Here is a 13,462-nt window from a genome sequence, read left to right on the forward strand (position 1 = left end):
AGTATTTACTGGCGTTGGTGAGCGTACCCGTGAAGGTAACGACCTTTATGGAGAAATGAAGGAAAGTGGAGTTCTTGACAAGACAGCCCTTGTTTATGGTCAGATGAATGAGCCACCCGGAGCCAGAATGAGAGTTGGTCTTTCCGGACTTACAATGGCAGAGTATTTCCGTGATGTTAAGAATCAGGACGTGCTTTTGTTCATCGATAATATCTTCCGTTTCACACAGGCTGGTTCTGAGGTTTCAGCGCTTCTTGGACGTATGCCTTCAGCCGTAGGTTACCAGCCTACACTGGCTACAGAGATGGGTGCTCTTCAGGAGCGTATCACATCAACCAAGAAGGGTTCTATCACATCTGTTCAGGCTGTATACGTGCCTGCTGATGACCTTACAGACCCTGCTCCTGCTACAACCTTCACACACCTTGATGCTACAACCGTTCTTTCCAGAGATATCGCATCTAAGGGTATTTATCCAGCTGTTGATCCTCTTGATTCAACAAGCCGTATCCTTTCACCTGATATCGTAGGAAAAGAGCATTATGAAGTAGCAAAGGGAGTTCAGCAGGTACTTCAGAGATATAGAGAACTTCAGGATATCATCGCCATCATGGGTATGGACGAGCTTTCTGAAGAGGATAAGCTTACAGTTTACAGAGCACGTAAGGTACAGAACTTCCTGTCACAGAGCTTCTCAGTTGCTGAGCAGTTCACAGGACTTCCTGGAAAGTACGTTCCTCTTAAAGAGACTATCCGCGGATTCAAGATGATCCTGGACGGCGAGTGCGACGATCTTCCAGAGTCAGCATTCCTCCTTGTTGGAACCATTGATGAAGTATTCGAAAAAGCGAAAAAATAAAAGGAGCTACTATGTCTACTTATCATTTACAGGTTGTTTCCATGGATGGCCTGGACTTTGATGGCGAGGTTCAAAAAATACTGCTGCGTACAATAGACGGTGATGTTGAGATACTTGCAAGACACACCGACTACTGTACTGCAATTGGTATGGGCACCGCCAGGGTAACCATGGCAGACGGCACAGAAAGAAAAGCAGCCTGTATCGGTGGAATGCTTTCGGTCATGAAGGGTGAGGTCAGAGTTCTTCCAACCACCTGGGAGTGGAGTGAAGACATTGACCTTGAGCGTGCTAAGGCCGCCAAGGAACATGCTGAGGAACGCCTTAAGGATCAGATGCTTGATAAAGATGCAAGGATCCGTGCAGAGGCTAAGCTCTACAGAGCCCTTGTAAGAATCGGCACCCACGGACAGGAACGCGAATAAAATTTAGAATAGCAAAAACGGCTCGGAGCAATTGCTCCGGGCCGTTTTCTTGTAATCGACAGGTATTATTCTTTAACGCCACCGATTGTAAGACCGGCAACGAAATACCTCTGAAGGAATGGGTAAAGCATTACGATAGGTGCCATTGTGATAATGGTTGCTGCAGCTCTTACAGAGACAGGAGTGATATTTACCTGTGTACCTGTTGTAGCAGCACCTGCATTTCCCTTAAGGCTGGTAACCGCTGAAAGCATCTTCATGAGCTCGTACTGAAGTGTTGTGTACTGATCTGCCATACGGTTGTAGAGCATTGTATCAAACCAGGAGTTCCACTGACCAACAGCTACGAAAAGAGCTATTGTTGCGTAGATTGGTTTGCAAAGAGGTGACACTACAGATACGAAAATCTTCATGTAGCCTGCGCCATCGATCTGAGCTGCTTCCTGGAGTGAATCAGGAAGGCCTTCCATGTAGGTTCTCATAACCAGCATGTTGAAACCGCTGACCATTCCGGGAATTACATATACCCAGAAGGAATTGGTGAGGTGAAGGTTTCTGTACAGGAGCATGATAGGGATCATACCACCGTTAACGTACATTGTAATAACCCAGAAAAGAGAAAGCTGTGATCTGAACACAAAGTTCTTTTGGCTTACAATGAAGGCAAGAAGCGCGTTGGCAACAACTGCAAAAAGTGTTCCAAGAACGGTTCTAAGTACGGATATCAAAGCGCCTCGACCGATGTTTCTAAGAGCAAGTACCGCTGAATAGTTCTGAGTAGTAAAGATTCTTGGCCATAAGTGCACGCCGCCTCTCATGGCATCAACACCGTCGTTAAAAGAAATTGCAAGTGTGTTGAGAACCGGATAAATGGTTACTATACAGAAGATCAGCATGAATAGATACAGGAAGATGTAAAAGATCACATCTCCGATTTTTAATTTATGAAGTCCACCTGACTTAATCTCATTGTTTTCCATACAGCACCTCCCTTAGAATAACCTTTCTTCGCCGGTTCTCTTTGCGATCGAATTAGCAATTACTATGATCGCAATGGAAACCACGCTCTTAAAGATACCTGCAGCAGTACCAAGGGAATAGTCGTTCTGGCTGATGCCCCAGGTAAGTACGTAGATATCGATTGTGTCGGAAACGCTCTTTACAAGTCCGTTTCCTAAGAGGTACTGTACTTCAAAACCTGCATTTAAGAGATTTCCCATGTTCATGATAAGCAGGATTATGATCGTAGGTTTGATTCCCGGTAATGTGACGTTCTTTATCTTTCCCCATCTTCCTGCGCCGTCAATAGAAGCCGCCTCATAAAGGCAAGGATCAATTGATGTTATGGCTGAAAGATAAATGATGGCATTCCATCCTGTTTCCTTCCATACATGGGCGAAGGTTACAATCGGCCAGAACAGCGCCGGTATTGAGAAGAATGGAACAGTGTCTTTTACCAGTCCAAATTTAATTAAAAGCTCATTTATGATACCTGTTGATGACAGAGCATCATTTAAAATACCTGTAACGATGATCCATGAAAGGAAGTGAGGCAGGTATGAAATAGTCTGTACTACTTTTTTTGCTCGCAGCAATCTGAATTCATTTAAAAGGATAGCAAAAACGATTGCTGTGATAGTTGTAAAGACAAGATTTAATGTTCCCATACAGAAGGTGTTTCTGATAACCTTGATGAATGTAGCATCTGAGAACAGGAATTTGAATTTTTCAAGACCAACCCACTGTGAGTGGAAGAGGCCAGTTTTATTTTTGTAGTTTTCAAAAGCCATTAACCAGCCGGCCAGGGGCAGATAACAGAAGATAAATCCATAGATGACAAATACTGCAGACCATGCAATAAGGACTTTCTGCTTGGCGAGTTCTTTTCTGGTGATGACCGTTTTCTTTTTAGTTGCGACGGTTTTACTCATGCCTTTTAGGTACCCTTTCCCATTAAAATCTTAAGAAAAAGGCGGCCATATACTTATATCTGCTGCATATGGCCGCCTTATCGTCTAAATCAGAAATTATGCATTAGTTGCCTGCGTTTGCTGCCACTCTTCTGTCAAGCTCTTCCTGCATCTGGCTAAGGAAGTCCTGAGGATTGCATCCTTCATAAGCTGCCATGTAGTTGTTCCACTCGCTCTCGAAGTCTGAAGCCATAACAAGCTTAGGAAGCCACTCGTGCTTGCACTCACCCATCTTTGTCCAAGCTACACCGCCAGGAGTTGATGTGTCGAGGTTGTTGGAGTATGACCACATTGGGAACCAAGGATGTGTTTCGTTAACATCTTCTACAACTGATCCGATAAGGTCAGGGTAGTTCTTAGCGCCATAAGCATCGAAGCACTTCTTAAGAGGCTCAGCCAGCTTGTCATAGAACTCTGAAGGCTGCTCTTCAGGAAGGTTAGCGTTGATACCATCATCGCTTGTTCCGCCGTACTGAGGAAGGTAGCTGTACATGCACATGTGATCTGCCTTGTACTTAGGATCAGCAACCTTAGCTCTGATCTCAGGTGTTCTGTAGAAGAGGCCGTTCTCGTCTACGAGGTAATCCTCACCTTCAACACCCCAGAAACGAAGGTTCATGATATCCTGGTCAAGCATCTTGTCAAGGAATGAGAATGCAAGATCTGGATCTGCGCAGCTTGTTGTAACTGCGATACCTGAAGCTGTGTTAAGTGTGTCGCCGTATGTATGCCAACGGTTCTCCATACCAGCATCAATTGTAAGTCCAAGAGGAACGTAGTTGCATCCCTGAACATCAAGACCTGCTGTAAGGAGTGCGTCGTTGATCTGCTGGAAATCCCAGTACTGATCGCACATACCAAGTACGTTACCGTTTGAAAGCTTCTGGATATAGTCGTCGTACTTCTGTGTTCCGAAGTCCTTATCTACGATACCCTTCTTGTACTCCTCGTTGAGCTTAGCGAAGTATCTCTTAGCTGTAGGAGTTGTGTTATAGTCAACGATTGTAGGATCCTTGCCCTCGAAATCAACGATTACAGAACCGTCGTTTGGATATCCATCAAGGAACTGAGGAGCGTTCTCGATACAGAAGTATCTCCAGTCATCACAAAGGCATGTGTAAGGGATGATGTCCATCTCGTTGCCGTTAGCGTCCTGAGTCTTAGGATTAGCTGCTGCATATCTCTCAAGAAGATCGAAGTACTGGTCAAGAGTCTTGATCTCTGGGTAGTTGTCCCACTCAAGTACACGAGCCTGGATCCAGAATGCTTCGTCGTTGTGAGCTGTTCCTGTAGGAGCGCCCTTTGTGTTCTGGAATACGTTACACCAGTAGATGTGTCCATCGTCCTGTCTGAACTGATCCCACTCTGCAGGTGTGTAGTAGTTTGTAAGGTTAGGATATTTGCCGCTCTCAAGGTACTCATCCCATGGTACGAGAACGCCTTCATTGTAAAGGTCTGCACATCCGTCACCACCATCGATAAGATCTGGATATGTGCCAGATGCGATGATGCTTCCGATAGCCTCAGCAACAGTCTGTCCTGTAAGCCATGTCTCTTTGAGACGAACGCCAGTCTTTTCTGCGATCATGTCCTGGATCTCGTTGTTGCCGCTGTTGATCTCGGTGCCAGGCATTCCTGCAAAGAATGTCATGTCAACGATGTCACCGCTTGCAACTGTTTCTGATCCTGCGTCAGATGTCTGTGCTGTTGTGTCGCCACCAGTTGTTGTTCCAGCGTTGTCGCCAGATGGAGCAGCTGCCTGTCCACAACCAGCAAGTGTAGCTGCCATGAGCACTGTGCTCATTGAAAGAGCTGCTACCTTTTTCATAGTTTTGTTTTTCATACTAAAACCCCTTTCTCCCTTTTGGTTTCAAAAATGATTACTTGTATCATTTTCATGCTCATTATAATTTTTGGATTTTTTTTAAAGAATGGAATTCTTTTACTTTCGTAAGCACATTTTTTACTTCTTTAACAGAAATTTTATGATTTAGACTCATTTATTGTGCTATTTGCATAAAGATTTAGACACAAAATCTACACAATCGTCAAATGTATAGTTATTTTGACGGAAAGAATACAAGTTGTGATTGTGGTTCTTTTGAGACAGGGGGACGGACAAGACACGCTGTCTCGAAAGAACCGTCTATGTTCAGTGAACGAACTCGATGGTCTTAAGTGAAGGAGTTCCGCTGCCCCTGTAAACCAGGTAAAGAGCGCATTTTGCATCCGTAAGAGGTGCCTTGAAGAAGCAGCTGTGCTCTGTCCAGATATTGGAGCCTTCTCCTTCAAGAAGTCCTATAGGCTCACCATCAAGAGATGTCCTTACTTCAAAATGTCCGTGATAGTAAGCTCTTGTCTTTATCAAAAGCCCAGTGGCGCCCTTGACGTCAAAGTACTTAAAGCCAATAGTTGTACCATCATTTATGGCCTTGATGTAGCTGTAGCCCTGTGACTTTTCGCCGCCTTCCTGTACAACCCTTGGGGATGAGTCTTCTACATACATCTTTTTCTCAGGAGTAAAAATGTTGCAGGCGATATAGGCTGGGTACTCTCCAATATCAGAAAGAGGACCGCCATTTAAACCGCAGGACGATATCTCAACCTGAGAGATCTTTCCATCTTCGTCAAATATGATCTTCTCAGCGCAGCCCTGCCTTGAATACCAGGTTCCATGGGTGTGTCTGTGGTAAAAGATATACCAGCTATCCCCAATCTCTACGAAGCTTCCGTGGTTGTTGGCGCCATAAGCTGAAGGGTCATCTGCTTTTTTATATGTATCTATGTGAAGGTCGCAGTTACTTACAATAACGCCGCCGTAAGTAAATGGGCCTTCCGGTTTATCAGAGGTTGCATAGCAAAGCTCGTGCATGACTTCAGAGGAATAGATGAAGTAGTAGGTGTTTCCGCGCTTTCTTATGGAAGGGGCTTCAAAGAATGCATGACCTTCATAGCCTGTTCCCTGACTGTACTGAGCACCAGGTACAACAATGACAGGAGCTTTTTTCACTGTGAGCATATCCTTGTCAAGGACGGTAAACATTGCGCCGTGTCTTGACTTATCTCCATGTCCGCAAAAGCCGGTGTAGAGATAAGTAGTGTCACCTTCGGTCATAACTCCCGGGTCAAACTGAGGCTCGTCGCCTTCCTTATCTCCAAGTTTTGTGCCATCTTCGTAGTGTACATATCCGTAGAATTCAAATGGTCCTGCAGGCGTATCTGCAACTGCGACAGAAACAACACTTACCTTATCCAGGACGTAGTACAGATAGTATCTGCCGTCAGGACCTACAGTGATATCTGGAGCATACAGGCACATGTGACCGTCGGGATTAAAAGGATCTGAAGTCTTTGGATAGATAACTCCCTCATAGTGCCAGTTTCCAAGATCATCTATAGGAGCAGACCAGCATACATAATCTCCAAGGCAGAAGGTTTCGCCGCCGCAAAGATCATGGGATCCGTAGACATAGACTCTGTCCCCGAATACATAGGGCTCTCCATCTGGGATGTATTCCCAGGATGGAAGGTAAGGGTTGACAGCCTGTTTTTTGCTGCCCTGTCTTATGCCGCCCTCAAGCTTTGAAATGGCGCCAGAGCCCAGAAACTCCATCTCATTACGGGCGCCGTCTTTATAACAATCCCACACAGGAAGCGGGCTGCCATCTATTCCGTTTCCGTTGGGGTTACCAGTTTTAATAAAGTTTGCGAAGTAGTCGCACATCTGGCTTGCCAGATCGTAGTGCCTTCCAGAATAAGGTCTGTGGCACATGTGTAGGGTGTCAAAGAAAAACCACAGGTCGCAGGAGTGGAAAGTTCCAGGGTATGAATCACCCTTGTGGCCATCTCCCGGAATATCCGGATCAAATCTGTAGTAATAGTAGTTCTGCTGCGGTTTTGCCTTTCCTGCCCTTTGGAAAACATCCTTAACTGACAGTTCCACCATATTTACGCCGGCCTCTGAGAACTCATCTGTGGTGTTGCCTGAAATGATGGGCACATCAAGGCATTTACCATTTGCGATATTTTCAGTAGGGTCAGCTTCGCAAAAGAGTCCGTCCACAATAGGGAACATTCTCCTGTGGTCACTTACAAATCTGTTGTAGCCATCAAGGATCTCTTTTGAAGAAAGAGAACGAGCCTGCTCTAAATCTTTTACGCCAAGGCTTTCAAAAAACTCTTTTCCAAGATCCTCTGCCTGAGAAAGGTTTAGAGGATTGAAAATATCTGCGTCGTCGTTTTTGAGCTTTATGATGCCGCTAAATATTGCTGCAGCCTTTATGATGTCTTTATTGTCCTTGCAGGAGAGCTGATGCTGTACGCTGGCTCCACCAGCTGACTGGCCTCCAAGAGTTATTCTGCATGGGTCTCCGCCGAAGGAGGCGATATTTCTTTTAACCCAGTCAAGACCAGCCTTCTGGTCAAGAAGTCCAAAGTTTGCCGGAGCATCAGGGGACTCGCTGCTTATTTCCGGGTGAGCCAAAAAGCCAAAGCAGCCAAGGCGGTATGCAATGCTGACAACTATAACGCCCCGTTTTGCAAGAGGCTCTCCGTTAAACTCCATCTCAGCTGTATATCCCCACTGAAAAGCGCCGCCGTAGATCCACACAAGAACTGGGAGCTTTTCGTTTTTATCTTTTGCTGGAGTCCAGATATTAAGGTAAAGACAGTCTTCACTCATGGGAATATCAGGATCCACGTGCCACTCCCTGTTGTAGAGCATGTCGCCAACACCGGGAGTGTCCTGATATGAAATTGGTCCAAAGCTAAAGGCGTTTAATGTGCCCTCATAATCCTTGCAGGGCTGAGGCGCTTTCCACCTGTTTTCACCAATAGGCGGAGCTGCAAATGGAATGCCTTTAAAGACTGTGACTCTTGGGTCATTGCCTGGAAGGCCCCTTACTTTTCCATTTTCTGTAGTAGTTTCTCTAAGCATGTAAATTCCCCCGAAAAATAGTTAATGCTAATTGTAATTTATAGTATTTGGAAGATTTGCTTCCACCCAATTATTGCCATGGTCTTGCCAAAGGTTGCTTTTGGCAGTTCTCTTAGCAATTTGTGAAAAGAAAATCGCAGTATATCGTTAGATAGAATTTTCAAAAAGTCTGAAAATGGAAAAAAAATGGCGGAAAATGTGAAGAGGCATGACGCCATGTTTTTGTATAATGAGCGATAAGAGGGACAATGTAATTATGGAGTCAGTAATAATGAAAACTTTAACTCTTCCAAAGATCATTTCCGATGGAATGGTCATTCAGAGAAGAAAAAGAATACATATCTGGGGATGGGATGAGCCAGGAGCGCAGGTAGAAGTAAGGCTTGACAATCTCTCATCAAAAGGGACTACAGATGAAAACGGGCGCTTTGATATATTCCTTTCTGCAAGAGAAAGCGGAGGTCCTTACGAACTTGTAGTATCTGATGACAAGGGAAAAGAGATAACAGTAAAGGATGTAATGATCGGCCTTGTCTGGCTTGTTACAGGCCAGTCCAACATCGAGCTTCCTATTGCAAGGGTAAAAGACAGGTATCCTGCACTTACACAGATCGAGGATAACCCGGCCATCAGGACCTTTAAGATCGTAGAAGATACAGATTTCCATGGCCCATGTAAAGAACTTAAGACTGGAGCCTGGAGCCATGTAAGCGCAGAGACAATCATGGATTTTTCTGCTACTGGCTATTTCTTTGCAGCATACCTTCAGAAGATCACGGGGCAGACAGTAGGCTTTATCAATGCTTCACTTGGCGGATCCAAGATATCCTCCTGGATGTCAAAAGAGATGCTTTCTGGCTACGACGAGCTTATCTCTGAGGGAGATAAGTACGCTGACGATGTCTTTAGAGAAAGTCAGATAAATAAAAATGAGATAGCTGAAAAGCTCTGGAGAGAAAAGCTCGATAAGCAGGACAGAGGCCTTTCTGAGAACTGGATGGCCGAGGATCTTGATGAGAGAAGCTTTAAAGAGATGGACATCCCAGTGATGTTCAAGGATACGGAGCTTTCCGGCATGAGCGGCTCTGTGTGGTTTAGAAAGAGCTTCGACCTTCCTAAGGCTCTTGCAGGAAAAAGCGCAAGGCTTTTCCTTGGAACCATGGTGGACAGGGATCAGGTTTATGTGAATGGCAAACTGGTAGGAAGTACCGAGTATCAGTATCCTCCAAGAAAATATGACATCCCGGAGGGACTTACAAGGGAAAAGGATAACCATGTGGTTATCAGACTCTGCATAGAGCATGGCCTTGGAAGGATCACTCCTGGCAAGGAATACAAGATATTTAACGATGAAGCCCAGGTGCGCCTTGATGGTAAGTGGTACTACAAGGTGGCAGCAAGGTGCAAGGAAATTCCTGAGCATGACTTTATCAACTGGCACCCAATGGGACTTTATAATGCCATGACAGCACCCTTACATAACTTTCCGATTGATGGCGTGATCTGGTATCAGGGAGAGTCCAATACCTTTGAGCCCTGGGACTATGAGGATCTTTCAAAGCGCATGATAGCGGGCTACAGGCAGATGTGGGGCGAAGAAAATCTTCCCTACATCCTTGCTCAGCTCCCTAACTTCGTAATAGATATTGAACCTGTAGATGACCCATGGCCTACATTCAGACTTACCCAGGCCCGTCTCCTTGATGATCCCATGGTAGGAGTAACAGTAAACATGGACCTCGGAGAAGATAACGACCTTCATCCCACAGGCAAGCGCCGCGTCGGTAAGCGCCTTGCCCTCTGGGCGGCCCATATGAAGTACGGTTATACCGGCGAATACACCGGCCCAACTCCAACCTCCGCCAAAATCGTAGACTCAGGTCACTTCAAGGGCACCACCATCGAAGTTGCTTTATCGCATGCCGACGGTCTCATCGCCCGCGACATCGGCAAAGGCCCTGAGATAAAAGACTTTGAAGTTATAGACAACAAGGGAAATATTACTCCAGCGGATGCTGAAATACTTAACGGAAAACTACTTATCAAAACCTCCCTTAAAGCAGACAAGATAAGCAAGGTCCGCTACCTTGTTAAGTACACCTACTCTGGCGCGATGCTGTACAACAGCGCAAACCTGCCCATGGGGCCTTTCGAAATACCTATCGAGAAATAAAGGGACCATTATCTTCCAGGAAGAGCATCTGCTCCCTGACGGTAGAGTTTGCGGAACTCAGTTGGGGAGCAGCCGTTGGCCTCCTTGAAGACACGGTTGAAGGTGGACAGACTAAAGAAACCGGACTGCAGCGCAATATCCATTACGGATAGATCGGTATCGCCAAGAAGTTCCTGGGACATCTGCACCCGGCGCTTGGTGATGTACTGATAGCAGGATATTCCCATACAGGACTTAAAGAGTCTCTCAAAGTGATACTTGGAAAAGCCTGCCAGGTCAGCCAGCTGTTCAACAGACAGATCCTCACCTCTGTGGGAATCAATGTAGTTGGTAACTGTTACCAGCTTTTCAATATTTTTAGACTGTGAGTCTGATGTTCCGGCTGGCAGCACTGCATCTACAAGATGCATGCTTCCTATCTGGGCCAGGATCAGAGTCACCAGAGAATATACAGATATCTGTAAAAATTCATCGCTCTCACCATAGAGCCTTTCAATATCCCAGAAGTAGTTCTGCAGACGGGCAGCTTCTACAGGAAACTGGCTTGCCCTTACATGAACGTAGGGTGGAAGGGTCTTAAGGAGAGGAACCAGGGATGAAACCTGGGAGTAGTTTGTTATATCAAAGAGCAGTATCAGCTTTTCACCGCCTGGCTCCACAGCCAGATATTCGTGAAGAGTTCCAGGGGCAATAAGCATGATATCACCAGGTGCGCAGTTCTCAACAGCAGATGAATCGTTGTGGAACTTGACCTGGAAAGATCCTGAAAGCGGCAGAATAAGCTCCACCTCATTGTGCCAGTGGAGAGGATATTCGTTTAATGTGTTGTGATAGAGAAGAACGCCCTTTAAGGTGTCATAGTAGATATCTTCTCTTGACTGGGCGTTAATATCAGCAATCATGGGATCTGCTCCTTTTGGATAAATAAGCTTGATACCCTGTTATTCTAGCATAAAAGACGAAAATTTAAATACTAAGAAATAGAAAGAGGTCTATGCAAATGCAATCAGAAAAATGGACACAGCTATGGCTTGATTACCATAAGATGTATGACGGAAAAGATTCCTGGATAATAGCTGTAACCGGATTTGACAAGGAAAGCACTATTATTGCAAATGCCCTTAAGGAGTTTGCGAAAGGCCTTGAGGCTCTTACTGGAGAAACTGTTCTTGGAACCAGTGAAGTTATGAACGCACTTACTTTTACAGTTTCCCAGAATGTCACACTGCCAAAGGAAAGCTACCGCATCGAGGGAAGCCACGATGGTATCCTTCTTGAAGCTTCTGATGAGAACGGCGTGATCTATGGCGTTTTTGCCATACTTCGTCAGGTTGCCTGTGGAAAGAAAGCCACCGAAGTGGCAGAGACCAAGGCTCCTTCCAATCCTCTTCGAATGATGAATCACTGGGACAATATGGATGGCAGCATTGAAAGAGGATATTCAGGGGACTCATTCTTTTTCGAAGATGAAGAAATTGTCATAAATGACAGAACCACAGACTATGCCCGTTTCATGGCAAGCATCGGTATCAACGCAGTTGTAATTAACAACGTAAATGTAAAAGGCGCAGCGTCTTACCTTATTACTGACAGATATTTTGACAGGGTAAAAGAGCTGTCAGACATATTTGCTTGTTACGGCATTAAGCTTTACATGTCCCTTAACTTTGCTTCTCCCATTGAAATAGGAGGTCTTGATACCTGCGATCCGCTTGATGAAAAAGTCATCAATTGGTGGAAAGATAAGATAAAAGAGGTTTACGACAGGCTTCCTGGCTTTGGAGGATTCCTTGTAAAAGCGGATTCTGAGGGAAGACCTGGTCCATTTACATATGGAAGAACCCAGGCTGATGGCGCCAACATGCTTGGAGATATGATCAAACCATACGGAGGCATCATTATCTGGAGATGCTTTGTATATAACTGCACTCAGGACTGGCGCGACACCAAGACTGACAGGGCAAGAGCGGGCTATGACTACTTTAAGGATCTTGATGGAGCATACCATGACAACGTTGTTTTGCAGATCAAAAACGGCCCTATGGATTTTCAGATCCGTGAACCCGTTTCTCCTCTTCTTGGAGGCCTTCAGCATACAAACCAGATGCTTGAGGTGCAGATTGCTCAGGAATACACAGGACATCAGATCGATCTTTGCTATCTGATCCCTCTCTATAAGGAGGTTCTTGACTTCCACACTCACTGCTGCAGAGGCAGGGATACTGTTGCAGATGTTGTAAGTGGCAGGACCATGGGCAATGCTCTTGGGGGAATGGCAGCAGTAATAAACACTGGAGATGATGAGAACTGGACTGGAAATGATCTGGCAGCAGCCAATACTTACGGCTTTGGAAGGCTTTCCTTTGACACAGAGCTTACATCTGAAGAGATAGCAAGAGAGTGGATAGCCCAGACCTTTAACCTTCCGGAAAAAGAGACTACGCTTCTTTGCAATATGCTCCTTGGATCAAGGGAAACCTACGAAAAGTACACAAGTCCTCTTGGCATTGGCTGGATGGTCACACCAATGGGCCACTACGGACCAAGCGTTGACGGATATGAGTACTCAAGATGGGGAACTTACCACAGGGCAGACCACCTGGGAATTGGAGTTGATAGGACAGACAAGGGTACAGGCTATGCCCAGCAGTATTATGAAGAAAATGCGAAGATGTACAACGACCCTGCAACCTGTCCGGAAGAACTCATCCTGTTCTTCCACCACCTTCCATATACATACATGCTAAAGACTGGAAAGACACTTATCCAGCATATTTACGACAGTCACTTTGAGGGAGAAAAAGAGGCAGAAGGCCTGTCGGCAGACTGGGACAAGCTAAAAAGTGTGATCCCTGCTGAGGCCTTTGACAGAGTAAGAAAACGCTTTGATCTTCAGCTTGATAACGCTAAGGAGTGGAGAGATCAGGTGAACTCCTACTTCTATAGAAAGAGCGGAATTGCGGACGAGAAAAACAGGACCATCTATTGAATGAGTTAGCTGGAAGACGGTTCTGACAAGACACGGGGACGGTTCTGCTGACACGGGGACGGTTCTACTGTCAGGTTTTATTTTGATAAAACCTGACAGTAGAACCGTCC

9 protein-coding genes are annotated in these 13,462 nt (G+C 45.5%); 4 read left to right on the forward strand and 5 right to left on the reverse strand.

Annotation, left to right across the window (positions count from 1 at the left end; translation table 11 throughout):
* On the forward strand, nucleotides 1-859 hold an 859-nt coding region (atpD, locus tag J6I68_RS09265; RefSeq protein ID WP_292219866.1), incomplete at its 5' end, for a F0F1 ATP synthase subunit beta.
* Between the two features lie 11 nt (nucleotides 860-870).
* On the forward strand, nucleotides 871-1,284 hold the full coding sequence (atpC, locus tag J6I68_RS09270) for an ATP synthase F1 subunit epsilon (protein ID WP_292219867.1): 414 nt from the start codon (nucleotides 871-873) through the stop codon (nucleotides 1,282-1,284).
* 65 nt (nucleotides 1,285-1,349) lie between these two features.
* On the opposite strand, the gene J6I68_RS09275 is transcribed toward atpC, so the two are convergent.
* From J6I68_RS09275 to J6I68_RS17295, 4 genes are all read right to left on the reverse strand, one after another.
* Nucleotides 1,350-2,264 (reverse strand): carbohydrate ABC transporter permease, encoded by a 915-nt coding sequence (locus J6I68_RS09275; protein ID WP_330622475.1) that lies wholly within the window; start codon nucleotides 2,262-2,264, stop codon nucleotides 1,350-1,352.
* A 12-nt stretch (nucleotides 2,265-2,276) separates the two neighbouring features.
* Nucleotides 2,277-3,215 carry an ABC transporter permease gene (locus J6I68_RS09280; protein WP_292219868.1) on the reverse strand — a complete coding sequence of 313 codons (939 nt, stop codon included), beginning with the start codon at nucleotides 3,213-3,215 and terminating at the stop codon, nucleotides 2,277-2,279.
* Nucleotides 3,216-3,318: 103 nt separating this feature from the next.
* Nucleotides 3,319-5,097: an extracellular solute-binding protein gene (locus J6I68_RS09285; RefSeq protein WP_292219870.1), complete on the reverse strand. Its 1,779-nt coding sequence runs from the start codon at nucleotides 5,095-5,097 to the stop codon at nucleotides 3,319-3,321.
* 309 nt (nucleotides 5,098-5,406) lie between these two features.
* Nucleotides 5,407-8,190, reverse strand: a complete 2,784-nt coding sequence (locus J6I68_RS17295) for a carboxylesterase family protein (RefSeq protein ID WP_330622476.1) — start codon at nucleotides 8,188-8,190, stop codon at nucleotides 5,407-5,409.
* A 271-nt stretch (nucleotides 8,191-8,461) separates the two neighbouring features.
* Here J6I68_RS17295 and J6I68_RS09300 point away from each other — a divergent pair, with 271 nt between their 5' ends.
* On the forward strand, nucleotides 8,462-10,363 hold the full coding sequence (locus J6I68_RS09300; RefSeq protein WP_292219871.1) for a sialate O-acetylesterase: 1,902 nt from the start codon (nucleotides 8,462-8,464) through the stop codon (nucleotides 10,361-10,363).
* Nucleotides 10,364-10,371: 8 nt separating this feature from the next.
* On the opposite strand, the gene J6I68_RS09305 is transcribed toward J6I68_RS09300, so the two are convergent.
* Nucleotides 10,372-11,265: an AraC family transcriptional regulator gene (locus tag J6I68_RS09305; protein WP_292219873.1), complete on the reverse strand. Its 894-nt coding sequence runs from the start codon at nucleotides 11,263-11,265 to the stop codon at nucleotides 10,372-10,374.
* A 98-nt stretch (nucleotides 11,266-11,363) separates the two neighbouring features.
* Here J6I68_RS09305 and J6I68_RS09310 point away from each other — a divergent pair, with 98 nt between their 5' ends.
* Nucleotides 11,364-13,352 (forward strand): alpha-glucuronidase, encoded by a 1,989-nt coding sequence (locus J6I68_RS09310; protein WP_292219875.1) that lies wholly within the window; start codon nucleotides 11,364-11,366, stop codon nucleotides 13,350-13,352.
* The last annotated feature ends 110 nt before the right edge of the window (nucleotides 13,353-13,462 follow it).

This window comes from Butyrivibrio sp., from assembly GCF_017940685.1.
Classification (GTDB): domain Bacteria; phylum Bacillota; class Clostridia; order Lachnospirales; family Lachnospiraceae; genus Butyrivibrio.

Bases quoted from the DNA above. Each gene is read 5' to 3' on its own strand.
- J6I68_RS09280 (WP_292219868.1), bottom strand. From the start codon at position 3,215: ATGAGTAAAACCGTCGCAACTAAAAAGAAAACGGTCATCACCAGAAAA.
- J6I68_RS09285 (WP_292219870.1), bottom strand. From the start codon at position 5,097: ATGAAAAACAAAACTATGAAAAAGGTAGCAGCTCTTTCAATGAGCACA.
- J6I68_RS09305 (WP_292219873.1), bottom strand. From the start codon at position 11,265: ATGATTGCTGATATTAACGCCCAGTCAAGAGAAGATATCTACTATGAC.
- J6I68_RS09310 (WP_292219875.1), top strand. From the start codon at position 11,364: ATGCAATCAGAAAAATGGACACAGCTATGGCTTGATTACCATAAGATG.
- J6I68_RS17295 (WP_330622476.1), bottom strand. From the start codon at position 8,190: ATGCTTAGAGAAACTACTACAGAAAATGGAAAAGTAAGGGGCCTTCCA.
- atpC (WP_292219867.1), top strand. From the start codon at position 871: ATGTCTACTTATCATTTACAGGTTGTTTCCATGGATGGCCTGGACTTT.
- J6I68_RS09275 (WP_330622475.1), bottom strand. From the start codon at position 2,264: ATGGAAAACAATGAGATTAAGTCAGGTGGACTTCATAAATTAAAAATC.
- J6I68_RS09300 (WP_292219871.1), top strand. From the start codon at position 8,462: ATGAAAACTTTAACTCTTCCAAAGATCATTTCCGATGGAATGGTCATT.